At 37.9% G+C, this 19,928-nt stretch carries 13 protein-coding genes; 9 read left to right on the plus strand and 4 right to left on the minus strand.

Translation table 11 applies throughout. The features are described 5' to 3' along the window. Positions 1-15: 15 nt before the first annotated feature. Both AC2A07_RS05695 and AC2A07_RS05700 read left to right on the plus strand, forming a co-directional pair. The gene (locus AC2A07_RS05695; RefSeq protein WP_484049616.1) at positions 16-1,887 is read left to right on the plus strand and encodes a rhamnogalacturonan lyase; all 1,872 of its coding nucleotides are present in this window, start codon (positions 16-18) and stop codon (positions 1,885-1,887) included. Positions 1,888-2,379: 492 nt separating this feature from the next. Continuing rightward, positions 2,380-3,540, plus strand: a complete 1,161-nt coding sequence (locus tag AC2A07_RS05700) for a glycoside hydrolase family 88/105 protein (protein WP_484049617.1) — start codon at positions 2,380-2,382, stop codon at positions 3,538-3,540. Between the two features lie 158 nt (positions 3,541-3,698). Here AC2A07_RS05700 and AC2A07_RS05705 read toward each other — a convergent pair whose 3' ends face one another. Beyond that, the gene (locus AC2A07_RS05705) at positions 3,699-4,076 is read right to left on the minus strand and encodes a GxxExxY protein (protein WP_484049618.1); all 378 of its coding nucleotides are present in this window, start codon (positions 4,074-4,076) and stop codon (positions 3,699-3,701) included. Between the two features lie 211 nt (positions 4,077-4,287). Here AC2A07_RS05705 and rhaT point away from each other — a divergent pair, with 211 nt between their 5' ends. The 7 genes from rhaT to AC2A07_RS05740 all read left to right on the plus strand — a co-directional run bounded on the left by rhaT (position 4,288) and on the right by AC2A07_RS05740 (position 17,865). Beyond that, positions 4,288-5,376, plus strand: coding sequence for an L-rhamnose/proton symporter RhaT (gene rhaT, locus AC2A07_RS05710; protein WP_484049619.1), 1,089 nt, complete (start codon positions 4,288-4,290; stop codon positions 5,374-5,376). Positions 5,377-5,731: 355 nt separating this feature from the next. Then, entirely contained in the window at positions 5,732-8,776 is a 3,045-nt protein-coding gene (locus AC2A07_RS05715) for a SusC/RagA family TonB-linked outer membrane protein (protein WP_484049620.1), read from the plus strand. A gap of 18 nt (positions 8,777-8,794) precedes the next feature. Continuing rightward, positions 8,795-10,858, plus strand: coding sequence for a RagB/SusD family nutrient uptake outer membrane protein (locus AC2A07_RS05720; protein ID WP_484049621.1), 2,064 nt, complete (start codon positions 8,795-8,797; stop codon positions 10,856-10,858). A gap of 195 nt (positions 10,859-11,053) precedes the next feature. After that, the gene (locus AC2A07_RS05725) at positions 11,054-13,156 is read left to right on the plus strand and encodes a bifunctional aldolase/short-chain dehydrogenase (RefSeq protein WP_484049622.1); all 2,103 of its coding nucleotides are present in this window, start codon (positions 11,054-11,056) and stop codon (positions 13,154-13,156) included. 384 nt (positions 13,157-13,540) lie between these two features. Beyond that, positions 13,541-14,818 (plus strand): sugar isomerase, encoded by a 1,278-nt coding sequence (locus AC2A07_RS05730; protein WP_484049623.1) that lies wholly within the window; start codon positions 13,541-13,543, stop codon positions 14,816-14,818. 390 nt (positions 14,819-15,208) lie between these two features. Then, a complete protein-coding gene (locus AC2A07_RS05735; RefSeq protein ID WP_484049624.1) occupies positions 15,209-16,594 on the plus strand; it encodes an FGGY-family carbohydrate kinase in 1,386 nt (461 codons plus the stop codon). Between the two features lie 119 nt (positions 16,595-16,713). After that, positions 16,714-17,865: an alpha-hydroxy-acid oxidizing protein gene (locus AC2A07_RS05740; RefSeq protein WP_314492688.1), complete on the plus strand. Its 1,152-nt coding sequence runs from the start codon at positions 16,714-16,716 to the stop codon at positions 17,863-17,865. A 110-nt stretch (positions 17,866-17,975) separates the two neighbouring features. Here the strand turns inward: AC2A07_RS05740 and AC2A07_RS05745 are convergent, their stop codons facing one another. From AC2A07_RS05745 to AC2A07_RS05755, 3 genes are all read right to left on the minus strand, one after another. After that, positions 17,976-18,236, minus strand: a complete 261-nt coding sequence (locus tag AC2A07_RS05745; RefSeq protein WP_314492690.1) for a hypothetical protein — start codon at positions 18,234-18,236, stop codon at positions 17,976-17,978. A gap of 499 nt (positions 18,237-18,735) precedes the next feature. After that, a complete protein-coding gene (locus AC2A07_RS05750) occupies positions 18,736-19,206 on the minus strand; it encodes a hypothetical protein (RefSeq protein WP_484049625.1) in 471 nt (156 codons plus the stop codon). Positions 19,207-19,333: 127 nt separating this feature from the next. Then, positions 19,334-19,777, minus strand: a complete 444-nt coding sequence (locus tag AC2A07_RS05755; RefSeq protein WP_484049626.1) for a nuclear transport factor 2 family protein — start codon at positions 19,775-19,777, stop codon at positions 19,334-19,336. Between the last annotated feature and the right edge of the window lie 151 nt (positions 19,778-19,928).

Genomic DNA, 19,928 nt, shown 5'->3' on the forward strand with positions numbered 1-19,928 from the left:
TTGAGAAATAGAATTATGAGAATTAAATATATCATCATTACATCTGCCATTTTTCTTTCACAGGTATTTTCAGCCCAAAGACAAATGGAATATCTGAAAAGAGGAATCGTTGCCATGTCTGCAGATTCAGGTGTTTTTGTGAGTTGGCGTCTGCTCGGTACTGAAGCTGAGGATACCCATTTTGATATCTATCGGACTGAAAATAATTCTTCAAAAAAACTGAACGGAAAACCACTTTTTAACGAAACCAATTTCTTAGATAAAACCGCAGATAAAACAAAGAATTACACGTATTTCGTCAAATCAAATACTCAGGACAAATCGGTCGATATAGATTCTGCAAAATACATAGCCAATCAAAAACCGTACTTTTCAATTCCGTTGAAAACGCCTGAAGGTTACACGCCCAATGATGCTTCTGTAGCCGATTTGGATGGTGACGGCGAATATGAAATCATTCTCCATCAAACCGGAAGATCGAAAGACAACAGCCAGAAAGGAGAAACTGACCCGCCAATCATTCAGGCTTATAAAATGGATGGAAAGCTTCTGTGGGAAATTAATTTAGGCAAAAATATCCGGGAAGGTGCGCATTATACCCAGTTTTTAGTCTATGATTTAGACCAGGACGGCAAAGCCGAAATCGTGATGAAAACAGCCGATGGCAGCAGAGACGGAAAAGGAAAATTCATTGGCGATCCGACAAAAAATTACGTCAATGAAAACGGAATGATTCTCTCAGGACCTGAATTTATGACCGTTTTTAACGGAGAAACCGGCGCGGAAATTCATACTGTGAATTACCTGGTTCCAAGATTTGCAGGCAGCCTACATCCGACCAGCGAAGAAATGACCGACACGTGGGGCGATGCCAAAGGGAACCGCCTCGACAGATTCTTAGGAGCTGTAGCTTATCTGGACGGCAAAACACCGAGTGTGATTATGTCGAGAGGTTATTACACCAGAACCGCAATGGCAGCCTGGGATTATAAAGATAAAAAACTCATTTTGCGATGGCTTTTTGATACCGAAAGTTCAGAAGAGAATAAAAAATACCGCGGGCAGGGAAATCATAATTTAAGTATTGCAGACGTTGACAACGACGGAAAAGACGAAATTGTTTTCGGAGCAATGACCGTTGATGACAATGGAACAGTATTGAACAGTACAGGATTTGGTCACGGAGATGCTTTGCACGTCGGAGATTTAGACCCATCCAATCCAGGCCTGGAAATTTTTGATATCCAGGAAAGGTTTGATGATGCAGGAGCTCATTTCAGAGATGGCAAAACAGGAAAAGTGCTGTGGAAATTGCCGTCTACTGTGTATAGTGCCGGAAGTAAGTTCCAGGGTCCGGGAAGAGGGTTGTCCTTAAATATTGACACTCGTCATGAAGGTTCAGAGTCGTGGGCAGCAGGTGCTGGTCTAAAAGGAATTTACAATACAAAGGGTGAAAAAATAAGTGACAAAAATCCGCCGGCGAATATGGGAATATATTGGGACGGTGATTTCTTGAGTGAAATTTTAGACGGAACCACTGTTTCAAAATGGAACTGGCAGAAAGAGAGACCCGATGTTATTTTTGATGCAAAAAAATTCCAGTGTGAATCGAATAACGGGACGAAGAAAAACCCTGCTTTAGTTGCTGATTTATTTGGAGACTGGAGGGAAGAAGTAATATACAGGACCGCAGACAATCAGGAATTGAGAATTTTTTCCACAAATATTCCGACGAAGCACAGATTGTATACTTTGATGCATAACCCGCAGTATCGTTTAAGTATTGTGTGGCAAAATGTTGGGTATAATCAGCCTCCGCACACCGATTATTATCTGGATGAATCGATTAAGGAAATACCAAAACCTAATGTTGTAACCATAAAATAGATTTAGAGAAAAAAATTAACCACAAAGTCACAAAAGATTTTGGACACATAAGTCATATAAGTTTGTGATTCGGCTTATGAGAAGAGCACATCAGTTTTAAAAATCAAAGATTTTCGTAGTGGTCTTCTCTAAGTATCAGTGGCATTGTGAGACTTAATAAACACATAAGTCATATAAGTTTTTGATTCGGCTTATTAAGAGGGCACATCAGTTTTAAAAATCTAAGATTTTCGTAGTGGTCTTCTCTAAGTATCAGTGGCTTTGTGAGACTTAATAAACACATAAGTCATATAAGTTTTTGATTCGGCTTATGAGAAGAGCACATAAGTTTCAAAATCAAAGATTTTCATATTAATCTTATATAAGCGTTAGCGGCTTTGTGAAACTTAAAAAAGTGTAGCATGTAAAAAACTTTGTGAACTTCGTGTTCAAATTCTAATAAAATTATTCAATTATAAATTAAATAAAAATTAAAAAAATAAATAATTACTTATGAAAAAACTATTAACAACAGGTTTTTTTGCACTGGTAATCGCAGGTCTCGTTTCCTGCTCGGTACAGAAAAACAGTTCGGCAGGTAAAGTGGAAATTCCTAACAAAAAAGAGGTCCTGGAAGTTTCCAGGAGAGCCAATCAGTATTTTATGAACAAGTGGCCGGATACGAAAAAAGAGATTGTCGGCAAAAAAGTCTGGCCCAGTAATCTCTGGACGAGAGCAGTTTACTATGAAGGTTTGATGGCACTTTATACGGTTGATCCGAAGAAAGAGTACTATGATTATGCAATGTCCTGGGCAAACAGTCACAACTGGGAGTTACAGCGTGGGACATATACCAGGAATGCTGATCATCAGGCTTGCGGACAAACCTATATTGACCTTTATGAAATCGACGGAAGAAAGCATCCGGAAAGAATTAAAAATGTAAAAGCTGCAATGGACAGTATGATTGCTACTCCAAAAGTGGATGACTGGTGGTGGATTGATGCGCTTCAAATGTCAATGCCGATTTTCACGAAATTAGGAAGAATAACTGGTGAGCAGAAGTATTTCGACAGAAATTATGAAATGTATGCCTACACGAAATATAAGCATGGCGGAAACGGCTTGTACAATCAGGCGGATAAAATCTGGTGGAGAGATAAGAGTTTTGTTCCACCTTACAAAGAGCCGAATGGTGAAGACTGTTATTGGAGCAGAGGAAACGGCTGGGTTGTAGCTGCTTTAGCAAAAACGTTACATGACACTCCGAAATCAGATCCTCACTATCAGGAATATTTACAGGATTATAAAGATCTTCTGGCGGCTCTGCTTCCTGTTCAGAGAGAAGATGGTTTCTGGAATGTAAGTTTACATGATCCAAACAATTTTGGAGGAAAAGAAACAACGGGAACTGCATTGTTTGTTTATGGAATGGCTTATGGAGTCAATAACGGATTGATTGACAGAGAAACTTATCTGCCTGTTTTGGTGAAAGCCTGGAACGCAATGGTAAAAGATTCTGTTCAGCCCAATGGATTTTTAGGCTGGGTTCAGGGAACCGGAAAAGAGCCAAAAGACGGGCAGCCTCTTTCTGTAAGCAAAGTACCTGATTTTGAAGATTATGGATTGGGGTGTTTCTTGCTGGCTGGAAGTGAGGTTTATAAATTGAAATAGGCTATAGAGGCAAGCAGTATTAAATAAAGCGACAGACATTGTCGCTTTATTTTTTTAAATTCCGGGATTTTCCCGCAGATTTTCGCAGATGTAGAGCGGAGATTTTCACAGATTTTTTTAATGGAAAACTTGTAGTGGAATGATCCAGAAAGCTAAAATTACAGCCCATTTACTTTTCTGAAAATTGTCTTGGAGATATCGCCGGAATTAAAATTAACGAGCAATCCCAGTTTTAAGCCGGATAATTTTAGATAAGTAATCAATTGTTTGTGATGTACATCAAGTAAATTTTCTACAGATTTTATTTCGATAATTACTTTGTTCTCCACTAAAATATCAAGACGATAGCCGATATCCATTTTTACGGTTTCGTAAATCATCGGTAAGCCAATTTGTGTGGAAGTTTGCAAGCCTTTCTTTATAAGCTCGTAAGCTAAGGCAGCTTCGTAAGCGGACTCCAGCAATCCTGGTCCCAATTTGTTATACACAGTAAAAATACACCCTCGGATTTCGTAGGAAATATCATTTTCATTCATCACTGTTTTTTATTAAAATTACAAATTTCAATGAAAACTTTCCCTACGATTCTAAAAAATATTCAAAGATAAATCTACAGAAATCCGCGCAGAAAATCTGCGGAAATCTGCGTGAAAAAAATACCTTTGTCAAATTCAGCATGCATGACACTACAAGATGCAAAGTTGTATGCATATTGTTAATTTTCAAATTCAACCAATAGAATAAATTATGAATGCATTATTAGGAGTTTTATTTCATTTCTTAGGAGGCTTTTCTTCGGGAAGTTTTTATTTGCCTTATAAAAAAGTGAAAGGATGGCAATGGGAAACATTTTGGTTGATTGGAGGAACATTCTCATGGATCATTGTTCCGCCATTGGCAGCGTATCTTACCATTCCGGGATTTTGGGATATTATTCAGAATGCAAGTTCATCAATCTTAGGCTTGACCTTTTTATTCGGTGCTTTGTGGGGAATTGGAGGCTTTATGTATGGTTTGGGTGTTCGTTATTTGGGCGTAGCACTGGGAAGCAGCATTATGTTGGGACTTACAATGGTAATCGGCTCACTCGTCCCGTCTATCTTTTACGAATTTTCTCCGGAGACCGGAAAAGACAGTATAGGTTTGATGATGTCAAGCTCCTGGGGACAGATGGTGCTTCTGGGACTATTTGTTTGTGTGATCGGAATTGTTATCAGCGGAAAAGCCGGGGTGATGAAGGATAAAGAACTTCAGAGTGAATCGACAGATCCCCACGGTGTAGCTGTAAAAACAGAATATAAATTTGGTTTAGGTTTAACGGTAGCCATTATTTCCGGAGTTTTGAGCGCATGTTTCAATTTCGGTCTGGAAGCAGGAAAGCCCATGGCAATGGTTGCTAACGAAGCATGGAAAGCTGCTAATCCGGATCAGGGAGAATTTCTTTTTCAGAATAACGTAACGTATATTGTTGTTTTGTGGGGTGGTATGGCTTCTAACCTGATCGGCTGTCTTTATTTAGCTTTCAAAAACAAATCGTATACAGATTATACCAAAAAAAATGTACCTGTTGTCAAAAATATTCTCTTCTGCGCACTGGCAGGAACGATGTGGTATTTACAGTTTTTCTTCTACGGAATGGGAGAAAGTAAAATGGGCAACGGAGCAAGTTCGTGGATCTTACACATGGCATTTATTATTTTAATCGCTAATCTTTGGGGAGTTGTCATCAAAGAATGGAAAGGAGTTTCCAAAAAAACTATCAGGACCATTTCAGCAGGGATGCTGGTGTTGCTGATCTCAATACTGATTGTCGGATATGGAAATTCTTTACGGTAAATTTTGTATAAATAAGTATTCAATCCTGTAGGGATTCTAAAACGGAAAGTACAGTTACATTTTAATTGTTTTGTAAGGCACTGATTTTTTCAGTGCTTTTTTGGTCAAATAATGTGTTTTTTTGTGAAATTATTTCAGAAAACCATCCCTGTACTTAGAGTTGATTTGGTTATATATTTCAAATATTTTATAAGATTCTGTGATTAAATTATTAATGTATTTATATTATCATAAAAATGTTTATAAATAATTAAGATAAATTAAGAATTTTATAATGCAGGATATTGCAGGATGCAGGAATTTTAGTAACAGTGTACTTTGGCGAATGATAAACAATATAAATAAAAATTAATATATGTCTCTAATAATTAAACACAAGAATTTTAAGCCGCTTATCGCACCGCTGTTTTTGCTTGCGTCCGGCTTCATGTTCGGTCAGAAGGCAACGAGTGATACTGCTAAAGTGGATACAAAAGATATCGAAGAGGTGGTTGTTATAGGTTATGGCAAAGTGAAAAAATCTGACCTTACCGGATCTGTATCTTCTGTCTCTGCAAAAGATTTGGCGGCAACACCGGCAATGAATGCTTTACAAGCGTTGCAGGGAAGAGCGGCAGGTCTGAATATTGTCACGGCAGGCGGTGCTCCCGGAGCAGGTGCCAACGTTACCGTGCGTGGGGGAGCTTCGATTACTCAGGGTACAGAACCACTTTACATTGTAGATGGTTTCCAGTTTGATAACGCATTGAATATCATCAACCCAAATGATATTGAAAGTATAGATGTTTTAAAAGGAGCTTCAGCAATCGCAATCTATGGTGCTCGTGGATCAAATGGTATTATTGTTATTAAAACTAAAACAGGTAAAAAAGGCAGAACTACTATTCAGTACAATTCTTTCATGGCATTTGATATGCTTTCAAAGAAATTAGATATGGTGTCAAACGCTGAGCAGTATGTGAAATATCAGTACGAGATGGCGCAGCTTCAGGCAAAAACGACCACTTGGAGTAATGTTTTTGATAACGCCTTAGGTATAGATTCGCCGGGATTTTATACAGGTGCTTTTAACAGGATCAGTAACCGTTATGCATCAGCGCCTGCATTAGATTGGCAGGAAAAAATGCTTGGCGGGACAGGACTCACTCAAAACCATAACGTCAACGTTTCTGCAGGTACCGATAAAACGCAGGTCTTTGTAAGTTACAACTACAATAAGCAGGAAGGATTGCTGCAGAACTTCAGTGAAACACGAAATTCATTACGAGCCAACATCAATTCTGAATTATACAAAGGGATAAGATTGGATTTCAGTTCAATGTTTACTGCCAATTCAACAAATGGAGGAGGAGCATATTCCGGAATGAAAAAAATATTGCTACAGCCTATTACAGGAGGAACATTGTTTACTCAGGATCAGTTATTCAATACTCAGACATTTCCAGATTATACTGCATTAGATTCAAGTTTTGATACAGAGAATCCCTATGTTGAGACCAGAGCTTCTACTTCAAACAGAAGAGCGAGAACATTTTTGGCGAATGTAGGTTTAGAATTTGATTTAATGAAAGATTTCACATTCAGAACTGCAGGATCTTATAACTGGACAAACAGTAAATCTACATCATTTTCAGATAAAAACTCGCGTGCATTTCTTACAGATCCTGTAAATACAGGAATCAACGGAAGTATCGGAAATTCTGAAGCGTACAGATATCAAATCACAAATACATTAACTTATAATAAAACGTTAGCTGAAAAACATAAGTTAACTGCATTGATTGGTAATGAAATTATCTATCAGGAATCTGAAAGCAGCAGCATGAGGCTGATAAGGTTTCCTTCTATTCTAAATTACGGGCTGGATGATATTACAAATGCTACAGTGGCAGATAAAGATGCAGACAAATCTAGCAATGCTTTACTTTCATACTTTGCACGTGTAAATTATAATTATGACAACCGTTATCTATTAACAGGAACAGTGCGTCGTGATGGTTCTTCAAAATTTGGACCAGAAAACAAATGGGGAGTATTTCCATCAGTTGCTGCAGCATGGAGGGTTTCTCAGGAAGGTTTCTGGAAAGATTCTAAGATTGAAAAAGTTGTTAATGATCTGAAATTCAGATACGAATTTGGAATTGTGGGGAATAACAGTATACCAAATAATGTTTTCAGAACAAATGTGATTGGTACAGATTATCCTGTCAATAGTACTGTGGGAAACCTGGCTTTAGTAACAAGCAGTGTTTTGGGTAACCGTATGGTACAGTGGGAGGAGATGAAATCTACCAACGTAGGTGTGGATTTAGCTTTATTTAATAATAGAATTAAACTAACTTCGGAATGGTATAATAACAATGTAACTGGTATGTTATTAGAAACGGTACTTCCTACTTCTACAGGATATTCTAGACAGTTTAAAAACATCGGTTCTATGAAGAACACCGGTATGGAATTCACCTTAAATACGGTAAACTTAAAATCAGAAGACTTCAGATGGTCTACTGATGCGAATGTTGGATTTAATAAGTCTAAAGTACTGTCACTTGATGAAGGAAGAACTTTCAGAAACTTCAGTGTCGGTAGCAATAGAGCAGGTATGGTAACTTATTATGCAACAGTTGGAGAAGAATTAGGCGATATGTATGGATATGTTTATCAGGGGATTTATACAACTGATGACTTTACACAGGCTTCAAATGGAGTACTTACTTTAAAGCCTGGAGTTGTAAAGCCAGCTACCGGAACTCCAAGACCAGGAGATATCAAGTTTGCAGCTGATAATGAAGCAGGAGACCAGTTTACACGAAAACTGGTGAAAATAGGAAACGGTACTCCGGATTTTATTGGCGGATTGAGTAATAACTTTTCTTACAAAGGTTTTGATTTGGCAGTATTTATGAAATTCAGTGTAGGTGGTGATATTTACAATGCAACTAAACACAGTATGAGCCCATATGCTTTATTCCAAAACGTACCGTCAGAATTTGGAGACAACTATTATCGTGTGGTTGATCCTAGTACAGGTCAGGCTGCAACGAGTTTGGTGAGATTAAAAGAACTTAACCCTAATGAAAGCGATAGACTTTGGAGCTTAGGAAATACAAATTCCAGCTACATTACTTATCCTTCATCCTATTATGTAGAAGATGGTTCATATTTAAGAATTGCTATGGTAACAGTTGGATACTCTTTTCCAAAAGAATTTTTGAGCCATGTCAAATTATCCAATGCAAGAATCTATGCAACTGTTAATAACGTAGCAACGATTACCGGATATTCGGGTTTTGATCCGGAAGTTTCAGCAGCAAGTGGTGTAACTGTTACTCCTGGATATGATAATTCATCATTTCCAAGATCCAGAAGCTATGTTTTAGGGATCAATCTTACTTTTTAATATTTAAATGTTTCAATCATGAAAAATATATTTAATAAACACAACTTAATTAAAAAACTAATCATTATACCAACTATTATGGTAGCAGGATTGAGCATCAATTCTTGCAGTGATGATTTTCTTAATCAGCCGGCATTTAATTCTTCTGACACAGAATCTGTATTCACAAATATAGAAACTGCAGATGCTTTTGTTCAGGGTCTTTACAGAGGTCTTATTCCTACCGAAATGTTTTATCAATTGGGTGCAGGAGACACAGTTACCCATTCTTCTGAAGATGGGTCAACAAATAATTCTAAATATAATATCTGTAATTATTTTTATGATTCAAAAACGCCTAATACGATTACAGGGGTCTACTCTGCCATGTATGCAGTAATAGAAAGAACGAATATTGCAATCGACAGATTACCAGATATGCCGGCCAGCCCAAAGCGTGATGCTCTTTTGGCAGAAGCTAAGGCAATTCGTGCATTTTGCTACTACAACTTGATCAGAGTTTACGGTGATGTGCCTGCAATATGGATACCTTTGGAAGAGGCTGATCCTAACGATCCCAACACATTATATCCTAAACGTACTTCACGCGATGTTATATATGATAAAGTTATCGGTGACATCCAAGAGTCGGTAAACAGTTTGCCGGTTTCCAACGGGACACCAGAAAGATTAAACAAGCAGTCTACCAATGCACTTTTAGCGAAAATTGCTTTATATGCAGCAGGTTATTCTCTTCGTTGGGATCTTAATACCGGAGCTCCCGGGATCGTATCTCGCCGTCCGGACAATGCCAGAGTACAACAATTATATCAAATTGCAGACGGTGCAGCTGCTTCTGTAATCAATGGTGGAACCAACAGTTTGGTACAGGCTTCAGGTGGAAAAAGTGCTTTCGAAACATTATGGTTTAATTTCGACAGAAGAAACTTTGCGGCTGTAAACCAGGAGATGATGTGGCATATTGCTCAATTCGGACCCAATACAAACTCTGCTTTTGGAGTGTATGCACATCCAGGGTCTAGAGGGGGTACGTATGGCTCTCGTAAAGCGTTACAGTTTATACTTCCTAGTTATTACCTGTCTTTTAATTCAGCAGATAAACGTAGAGATGTTGCTACAACTTCTTATAGTATTTATTTCTTAAATACTGGTGCAGCAACCGATACTTGGGTAGATGTAGGTACTACTTACTCTTGTATTATGCCCGGTAAGTTTAGAATTTCCTGGTGTGTAGAGCCACAGGCTGCAGATGCGCGTAACCTGAATATTCCTGTTATCAGATATGCTGATGTATTATTGATGTATGCAGAAACACAAAATTATCTAAATAATGGACCTACTGCTCCAGGAATAGCAGCTTTGATGCAGGTGAGAAACCGTGCAGGAATTGGAGCATTACCTATACCAAGCGGTCAGCAAGCTTTTGAGTCAGCTCTTGTGCAGGAGCGAAAGTGGGAATTTTCGGATGAATTTACGCTTCGTACCGATTTAATCAGAATGAATCGTTTGGCTAGTGAGATTGATGCGACAAAACAGGCGATGAAAAACCTTTCTAACCGTACAGGCCAGTTTGCAGCAACTCCAATATATCGTCTTTACAAATATCACAAGAATGCACAGATTTATGGAGATCCGTTCTTAGCTGTTACTTATATTGATTTAACAAATCCTGCACAGATCGCACAAGTTCAGGCAGTTCCTACAAGTTCAGCAGGATATGCTGCATATCAGGTAACTTTGAAAGCTATTGCAGCAGCGAACGGTCAAGCTTCAACCACGGATGACAAATGGTATCCTGCGAATATGTTTCAGGCTTACACAAGTACATTTAATGGTAATGCAAGAAAAGCTGTAGGCTTTACCGGAGGTTTTAATGTACTTCAAATTGGAAATATTATCTATACTAAACCAACCGGATCATTTGAAAATGGCGGCGTTTATCCGAACTGGATCGAAGGCGGTGGAGACGGCCTTTTCTACGGATTTGTACCCAATAAAACAGAATTGCTTCCTTTTGCGGCCGCTTCTGCAGGTCATCCTTTAATCGATAACCCTAATCTTACACAGCTTCCGGGCTACTAATCAAAACTAAATACCAATCACCAATATTAATTGATCCTTAATCCCAATGACGTGACCGTACAGCTGAACCGAAACATGATAAATGTCAGTGTTAACTGATCTTTAAATAATCAGTTCAGCAGTATAGTACGGGATGCTGTAAAAATAACTACAGTCTAAATTTGGGTTAAAATTCAGAAAACAAAAAGAAAACAAATGGAAAACGTAACAACATTCAAATACGTAGATTATTTATGGGATGAAAGCAAGGCTGCATCTTTCGGGGATGACCAGGTAGCTTTATTTTTATACCGTTCAAACATATTAGGAGCAGACTTAAGAATCACCAATTACGGTGGAGGGAACACAAGTTGCAAGACCATCGAAAAAGATCCGCTTACCAACGAAGAAGTTGAAGTTATGTGGGTAAAAGGTTCAGGTGGTGACATCGGAACCCTTACAAGAAAAGGAATCGCCGGATTGTATACCGAAAGACTCAGAAACCTTAAAAATGTATATGACGGTCTGGCAGATGAAGACAGAATGGTTGGCTTATTTGACCACTGTATTTTTGATCTTGACAGCAAGGCTCCATCTATTGATACACCTTTGCATGGGTTACTTCCATTTAAACATATTGATCACCTTCATCCTGATGCATTAATTGCAGTAGCTGCAGCAAAAGACAGCGAAGCAATTACCAAAGAGATATGGGGGGATACCATGGGATGGGTTCCATGGCAGCGTCCGGGATTTGATCTGGGATTGCAGCTGGAAAAATGTTTAGCCGAAAATCCTGGAATCAGAGGAATCGTTTTAGGAAGCCACGGATTGTTTACCTGGGGAGATACCTCTTATGAATCGTACATCAATAGCTTGGAAGTGATCGAAATGGCTTCTGAATATATTGCTAAAAAAATTGAAGAAAAAGGACAGATATTTGGCGGACAGAAAGTAGAATCTCTTCCTGCTGAAGAACGTAAAAACAAGGCTGCTCAGATTATGCCTCTTCTGAGAGGTCTTGCTTCTTCTGAAAACAGAATGGTAGGTCATTTTACAGACAGCGATGCAGTTCTGGAATATATCAACAGTAACGATCTGGAACGTTTGGCACCGCTGGGCACCTCCTGTCCGGATCATTTCCTGAGAACAAAGATTCAGCCTTTGGTGCTGACCTTAGATAAAAATGAAGATTTAAGTGATTCTAAAGGGATTTTAGAAAAATTGCACCCTCTTTTCGAACAGTACAGAAAGGAGTACAAGGAATATTACGAATCTTGTAAGCATCCGAACAGCCCTGCAATGCGGGATCCGAATCCGGTAATCATTATTTATCCGGGAGTGGGAATGTTCAGTTTCTCAAAAGATAAGCAGACGACCCGTGTAGCCAGTGAATTTTATGTGAATGCCATCAACGTAATGCGTGGCGCAGAAGCAATTTCTGAATACACTTCTTTACCAAGACAGGAAGCTTTTGACATTGAATACTGGTTATTGGAAGAGGCTAAATTGCAGAGAATGCCTAAAGAAAAACCACTGTCAAGAAAAGTTGCGATTGTTACAGGTGCCGGAGGCGGAATCGGGCAGGCCATTGCTGACAAAATGGTTCAGGAAGGTGCTGTTGTGGTATACACAGATCTCAATCAGGAAGCTGTAGAATCAGTTACTGCAAAATACAGCAAGGACCAGGCGGTAGCCGTAACTTGTGATGTGACCAGCGAAGAGGCCATTGCCAACGCATTTAAAGAAACTGTTTTGGCATTTGGCGGAGTAGATATCATCGTGCATTCCGCGGGTCTGGCTATCTCCAAATCTCTGGAAGATACGACATCCAAAGACTGGGATTTATTGGAAAACGTTCTTGTAAAAGGGCAGTTCTTAATGGCAAAGAGTGGTGCTGAGGTTTTGAAAAAGCAAAATTTAGGAGGAGACATTGTAAGCATTGCGAGTAAAAACGGATTGGTTGCAGGGCCAAATAACGTGGCGTACGGAACTGCAAAAGCAGCTCAACAGCATATGACCAGGTTATTGGCAGCAGAATTGGCAGCAGACAAAATCCGTGTGAATGTAGTAAATCCTGACGGGGTTATCGTTGGAAGTAAAATCTGGGAAGGTTCATGGGCAGAGGGCCGTGCAAAAGCAAACGGAATTACGGTTGAAGAATTACCTGCATTTTATGCAAAGAGAAACCTGCTAAATGAAATTATTCTTCCGGAAGACATCGCAAACGGGGTTTTTGCCTGTGTGGCAATTCTGGATAAAACAACTGGAAATATTATTAATGTGGATGGCGGAATGGCCAATGCGTTCCCGAGATAATATTTGGTTGTCGGATTACAGTTGTTAGTTTTTTAACTTTCAATGTATTGGGCAGCCAATCCGCTATGGGTCTACCCGGAACCTGTCAAAGGGTGTACCCTGAGCCTGTCGAATGGTTTATCCTGAGTCTGTCGAATGGTTTATCCTGAGCCTGTCGAAGGAAAGGGTAGTCGCACCCCTCATCACATAGAAGATGTGCATTGAGGTTGGACTGCAAGAAATAAAGAAATAAGATTCATCTGTTCAAATTAAAGAAAAAACCAGGAACAGATAGATTCGAGAGTCATTGGAAAGATCGAAATCAATATTTAATACTAATTTTAGTCAATAAATTCAACCTTGTCCGGGTTCTGAACCCAGACAAGGTTAATTAAAAATCAAACTATGATTATAGGAAAAGATATCATTGAGCAATACAATAAAAACGAAGTTGAAAATTTTAATTCAGACTTTGATTTTCTACAGAATAAACTTACGAAATCAGGGTCAGACGTTGGTGCAATCGTTAATAAAATCGCCGATTTTCAGGTAGCAATTCCAAGCTGGGCTTTGGGCGCAGGAGGGACGCGTTTCGGAAGATTTTCTTACGGTGGTGAACCTGCTGTTTTAGAACAGAAACTGGATGACGTTGGATTGCTGCATGCGCTGACGCATTCTGCGGGAGCGGTTTCACTTCATATCCCATGGGATATTCCAGGTGATGTGAGTGCTTTGAAAGAAAGTGCAGCTTCTCACGGACTGATCTTCGATGCGATGAATTCAAACACATTTCAGGATCAGCCGGATGCTAAACAGTCGTATAAATTCGGATCTTTAAATTCTGTCAGTGAAGATTCCCGTGCATATGCTGTTGAACACAACAAAGAAGTGATCAGAATCGGAAAAGAATTAGGTTCAAAAAGCTTAACCGTCTGGCTGGCGGACGGAGCAAGTTTCCCCGGACAGCTAAATTTCCAGACCGCCTTATCGAACACTGAAAAAAGTTTAAAAGAAATCTACGCAGGAATGCCGGAAGACTGGAAACTGTTTATCGAGTACAAACCTTACGAACCGAATTTCTATTCAACCACAATTCAGGATTGGGGAACTTCTTTTATGCTGGCAAATGCTTGCGGGGATAGAGCTTTCACTTTGGTTGATCTTGGACATCATTTACCGAATACCAATATTGAGCAGATCGTTGCAACCTTGATGTATAAAGGAAAGTTAGGTGGCTTCCACTTCAATGACAGCAAATATGGAGACGATGATTTAACGGTGGGTTCTATAAAGCCTTATGCTTTGTTCCTGATCTTTAACGAATTGGTCTACGGAATGGAAAATAATGCCAATAATCCTTATCCGGCTTGGATGATCGATGCAAGTCATAACATCAAAGATCCTCTGGAGGATTTATTGCAGTCTTTGGAAGCTATCTTAATTGCGTATGCTCAGGCGCTTCTGGTTGATCAAAAAGCGTTGAAAGAAGCGCAGTTAAACAACGATGTTGTTGCTGCACAGGATATTTTGCAGAATGCGTACAGAACAGATGTCCGCCCCTTACTGAAAGCTGCAAGATTACAGACTGGTGCGGCTTTAGACCCGATTTCTGCTTACAGAAGTTTAAAGGTTAGAGGGACTTTGATTTCTGAAAGAGGCTGGGCTAAAGCTACAGGATTGTAGAATCCGTTTAAGTTGATAATTACTTTCAGGTGCAATCGAAAGTTTAATTATATATCCTTATTTACCGTTGAGACCAGGGTGTTTAGGAAATTAAGTCCAGGCTTCGTTATTTAGGAAATCAGTGGATTTTTTTCTTAATTTTTCTTAATCACTAAACACTCCTTGATGGTTTTAAAATTTTAAATTAATTTAAGCAAATTTTAAATTTTACACAAATAAAAAATCTTTAGTGACTTTGCTGATTGAAACGCCTTTGCGAACTTAAAAACAGTCGGCCTGTCAAAAAAATCTTAACGTATTTTGCGTTAGAAAAAACAGAATTTATTAAATCAAATTTTGAATAAAAACTAATAACCATTTTATAATAAATCATTAAAATTCATCCCAGGAATGTCCAAAAAAAAGGTAACTATCGTATTTGATATTGGAAAAACCAACAAAAAGTTCTTTTTATTTGATAAGAATTATAAAGAAGTTGTTCGAGAATATACCGAACTTCCTCTTACCACAGACGAAGACGGTTATCCCACAGAAGATCTGGCAGCACTGCAGAACTGGATTAAAGATAATTTTAATGCCATTCTTGATGATGAAAATTTTGAAGTAAAAGCCATCAATTTTTCTACCTACGGAGCAAGTTTCGTGCACCTTGATCAGAAAGGAAATGTACTGACACCTCTGTACAACTACACCAAACCGATGGATCAGGAAATTCTTGATCTGTTCTATGAAAAACATGGCAGCAAACTGAAAATTGCCCGCGAAACCGCATCCCCTCAAACAGGAATGCTGAATTCCGGACTGCAGTTATTCTGGTTAAAGTATAAACATCCGGAAGTTTTCAGGAAAATCCGTTACAGCCTTCATTTACCGCAGTATTTATCCTATCTTTTTACCGGAATCTGTGTATCTGAATTTACGTCAATCGGATGTCATACCAATTTGTGGGATTACGACAAAGCAGATTATCACGACTGGGTATATGACGAAGGAATAGATGCTTTATTAGGTCCCATCGTTCCCACCTCTGCGAGCATCAATACCTCATACAGGAATAAAAAAATTAAGATCGGCGTTGGAATTCACGACAGTTCTTCTGCACTTTTGCCTTATATTTTAAGTAAAAAAGAACCGTTTTTACTGCTTTCGACAGGAACGTGGAGTATCTCTTTAAATCCATTCAATGATGAAAGTTTAACTGATGAAGATATTGAAAACAATTGTCTCAACTATATGCGAATCGATGGGAAACGCGTGAAAGCATCCCGTTTCTTCATGGGCAACGAGTATAAAATTCAGGTCGAAAAATTGTGTGCTTATTACGGAAAAGAATACGGTTTCCATAGGGAAGTACAGTTTGATCAGGACCTGTATCTGCGTCTGATGAAAAATAAAAATATCTATTTCCGTTTTGAAGGGATTATTTTAAAACGAAAAATGATTACTGCAACAGATCTGAATTCATTTTCAACGTTTGAAGAAGCGTACCATCAGTTAATGATCGAGTTAATGGATTTGCAGATTCATACTATTACCAATGCCATCGGAAATTCAGAAATCAAAAATATTTATATTGATGGAGGATTTACTGACAATGATGTCTTTATGAAGCTGATGTCTCATCATTTTCAGCATTACAATGTGATGTCCACCCATTCTCCGCTGGGATCAGCGTTAGGAGCATCCATGGTGATTTCCAATAAAAAAATAGATGAAACTTTTTTACAGCAGCATTATCAGATGAAGGTACTTCAGCCTTTAATCTTAAATTTGTAAAATAATGTAGTTGTCAGTTAATTGTTGTCAGTTGGCCGCAAGGTCCCAAAAGCTCAAAAACTGACAATCAGCAACCACGAACGAACCACGAACGAACCACTAACAACCAACAACCAATTATGTCTTTTCCATTTGATACCAATTATGCTTCCCTCGAACTGCTGATCGAAAAAGCAAAAAAGAAAATGCCCCGTTTCGCTTTCGAATACCTGGATGGCGGTTGTAATGAAAATATCAACCGTGACAGAAATACAAATGAATTGCGGGAAGTTCTGCTGCGTCCACGCTACCTGAACAATAATTATGCGGAAGCCAATATGGAAACGGAATTATTCGGTGTAAAATATTCTGCACCGTTTGGAATTTCTCCCGTTGGTTTGCAAGGGTTAATGTGGCCGAACGCTCCCGAAATTTTAGCAAAAGCGGCATTTAAACATAATATTCCTTTTATTTTAAGTACGGTTACAACCAGCAGTCTTGAAAGAATCGCTGAATTAACCGAAGGAAAAGCATGGTATCAGCTGTATCATCCGAGAGAAGAGTGGCTTCGTGATGATATTCTTGAGCGTTGTGAAGCTTCCGGTTATGATGTTTTGTGTGTTTTATCCGATGTTCCTACTTTCGGTTACAGAGCAAAAGAAATCAGAAACGGTTTGGCAATGCCTCCACAACTGAATTTCAGGAATGTTTCCCAGGCATTGGCAAGACCTGAATGGTGTCTTGAAATTTTAAAACATGGTGTTCCCAGTTTTAAAACGATGGAAAAATACATGGACAAAAACATGAACGTGAAGCAATTGGGACAGTTCATGAATTCCACTTTTTCCGGAAGGTTAAATTCAGACCGAATCAAAGCCATCCGTGATAAATGGAAAGGAAAGCTGGTCATCAAAGGCGTTGCTTCCGATGAAGATGCTGCAGAAGCCGTTCGTTTAGGTTTTGATGGAATGATTATTTCCAATCACGGCGGAAGACAGTTGGATGCAGGAGAATCAACGATTGCCGTAGTAAAAGAAATCAGTGAAAAATACAAAGGTCAGATCAAGATTATGATGGACAGTGGGGTAAGAACAGGTCCTGATGTTGCCCGAGCGTTGAGTTGCGGCGCAGAATTTACCTTTATGGGAAGAACTTTTATGTATGCCGTCGGAGCTTTAGGAGATAAAGGAGGAGATCATATTATTGAAATGCTGAAAATGCAGTTCAGACAGGTTATGGAGCAGGTTTGCTGCGATACGCCGGAGGAGTTGCAGAATTTTAGAGTAAAGTGATTGAAATAAAATCAAAGCTTATTAATAAAATATTCAATAAACAAGCTTGGAAATCTTTCAGAGTCAATCTTAATCTTTAATTCTTGATTATCTAATTCCGCAATCAGTATCTACTCTAGACATATCACACTTCCTTTTTTAAGATTTGATCTATTTGAATCAATCTTTTTTAAGTTCGCAGTTTTAATCATTCCATTCTCAAAAATTTTGAAAATTGCTCCGTTTTTTATAATGTCATACGATATTTCTAAAGCTTTGGAAGAACGTTTAGCATTTGAAGAGGCATTTTTCGCAAATTCGACAACTATTCTTCGTTCTTTCGCTCTTTCAATGATTTCTCTTTTACTTCTTATATGTAGCCTTCTTTGCATAATCTAACCTGAGTTCGGGATAAACAATTTTTTAAATAATTGATTTTCAAAACAATGCTATTTTATCGCAAAGAAAAACAAAGAAATTCTACTTTTTGAAACGCTTTTAAGTTAAACAATGCCACTTCGTTTATCAAAGCAATACAAGAATTTTGTATTACTTTGATAAGTTTCACGCCTTTGTATATCCTAAATCTTAGAAAATCATGTAATTACTATTTTTGTTTAGCTTTGCGTTTTGTAGAGCCTTATCCCGAACTAAGGTTAATCTATATATCTGAAAAGCCAATTTACAATTTTTATTCCATTTAAATGTAATAGGCGATTATTATATTGAAATGCTCTAACGACGTTCAGACAGTTAGTTGATGGAGTAGATTTGCTCTGATAAGCCGTAGGAATTGCAGAATTTTAAATTATCAATAGAAAGGGTTTTTTATTCGTTTTAGTTCTTTTTTTGGATAAATTCAAATGGCTTTAGCTGAAATTTAAAAAGATACTACCTTCTTGGAATATATATTCCATGAACTCCATTCTCTGGACGCCAATAAAGTTGCACAAGATAATGTTTGTCAGTTAAATATTGATATTTATGTTTATAGGATTTGTTTCTGAAATCATAAATATCTGCAATCAAATATTTCTGTTCGAGCAGATATTTCGAGAGCTCAATATCAAAATTTACTATATTCTGCTTACCACTTTTATAGGTGTAATAATCAACATGTAAATAGAATTTTTTTTCTGGTTGACTTTTGATGATTACCCATGCTTCCTCTGTTAAACTTAGATCTCCAGGCAAGTAATTAACATTAATAATTTTTGAATGATCTTCTAAATCAAACTTGAGATAGATATTATCAAATTCTGAAGTTATAATTTTACCATTCACTTGTAAAATTAGATTAGCACTCTGTGAAAAAGAGAAGAAATATGAGAAAAAAAAGATTGTTATTAGTATTTTTTTCATCTCCAAATCTTTAGTAATACATTAATTAGTTTCAATATTTTTTTTTAACTATGAACAAAATGACACATAATGAGGTAGTCGTCGTTTGTAGTAGCACTGCTAAGTAAGATTTGCATAAAAGTCTGATCTACTTTTTCTTCTCCGATTTCACCGCCTGCCTGGCCAGCAATTTCCAATCCTTCTTCACCTTCGTCCACACCAATAAAATATCCAAAGTCACATCGCCTGGTGCTTTCCCTTGGTCTGCGGTCGTTGCGTAAAAATGATGACGGACAATCGCTGTATTTCCTACGATTTGTATGTTTTGATTAGAGATATCAATCGTTACAAAATCAGATTTTTTGCTGACTAATTTCTCGACAAATTCTGCAGCATCATCAATATGACCTCCCGAGTGCCCGTACGTCAATTCTGGAACGATCAATGATTCCAACGCTGATTTTTCGCCACTGATCATTGCAACTCTCAAATTTTCTGCTGCATCGCTGACAGACTGAATATCATTTTTCTTCTGTCCAAAAACTGCGATTGCCAATAAAAAACTCATGACAACTATTAATTTTTTAATCATTAATTAAATATTTTTTTTTTGAGAAATTTTATAAAAAATTCCAAATTATTTTCACTAAATATTTGGATAATACTGATTTAAAGTATAATTTCTATCATCTATCATCTATCATCTATCATCTATCATCTATCATCTATCATCTATCATCTAT

The sequence above is a fragment of the Chryseobacterium sp. HNCC26DJ238 genome (genome assembly GCF_057180465.1).

What these genes read in the sequence shown, in the direction of transcription:
- AC2A07_RS05695 (WP_484049616.1), top strand. Translation starts at nt 16, where the DNA reads ATGAGAATTAAATATATCATCATTACATCTGCCATTTTTCTTTCACAG.
- AC2A07_RS05700 (WP_484049617.1), top strand. Translation starts at nt 2,380, where the DNA reads ATGAAAAAACTATTAACAACAGGTTTTTTTGCACTGGTAATCGCAGGT.
- AC2A07_RS05705 (WP_484049618.1), bottom strand. Translation starts at nt 4,076, where the DNA reads ATGAATGAAAATGATATTTCCTACGAAATCCGAGGGTGTATTTTTACT.
- rhaT (WP_484049619.1), top strand. Translation starts at nt 4,288, where the DNA reads ATGAATGCATTATTAGGAGTTTTATTTCATTTCTTAGGAGGCTTTTCT.
- AC2A07_RS05715 (WP_484049620.1), top strand. Translation starts at nt 5,732, where the DNA reads ATGTCTCTAATAATTAAACACAAGAATTTTAAGCCGCTTATCGCACCG.
- AC2A07_RS05720 (WP_484049621.1), top strand. Translation starts at nt 8,795, where the DNA reads ATGAAAAATATATTTAATAAACACAACTTAATTAAAAAACTAATCATT.
- AC2A07_RS05725 (WP_484049622.1), top strand. Translation starts at nt 11,054, where the DNA reads ATGGAAAACGTAACAACATTCAAATACGTAGATTATTTATGGGATGAA.
- AC2A07_RS05730 (WP_484049623.1), top strand. Translation starts at nt 13,541, where the DNA reads ATGATTATAGGAAAAGATATCATTGAGCAATACAATAAAAACGAAGTT.
- AC2A07_RS05735 (WP_484049624.1), top strand. Translation starts at nt 15,209, where the DNA reads ATGTCCAAAAAAAAGGTAACTATCGTATTTGATATTGGAAAAACCAAC.
- AC2A07_RS05740 (WP_314492688.1), top strand. Translation starts at nt 16,714, where the DNA reads ATGTCTTTTCCATTTGATACCAATTATGCTTCCCTCGAACTGCTGATC.
- AC2A07_RS05745 (WP_314492690.1), bottom strand. Translation starts at nt 18,236, where the DNA reads ATGCAAAGAAGGCTACATATAAGAAGTAAAAGAGAAATCATTGAAAGA.
- AC2A07_RS05750 (WP_484049625.1), bottom strand. Translation starts at nt 19,206, where the DNA reads ATGAAAAAAATACTAATAACAATCTTTTTTTTCTCATATTTCTTCTCT.
- AC2A07_RS05755 (WP_484049626.1), bottom strand. Translation starts at nt 19,777, where the DNA reads ATGATTAAAAAATTAATAGTTGTCATGAGTTTTTTATTGGCAATCGCA.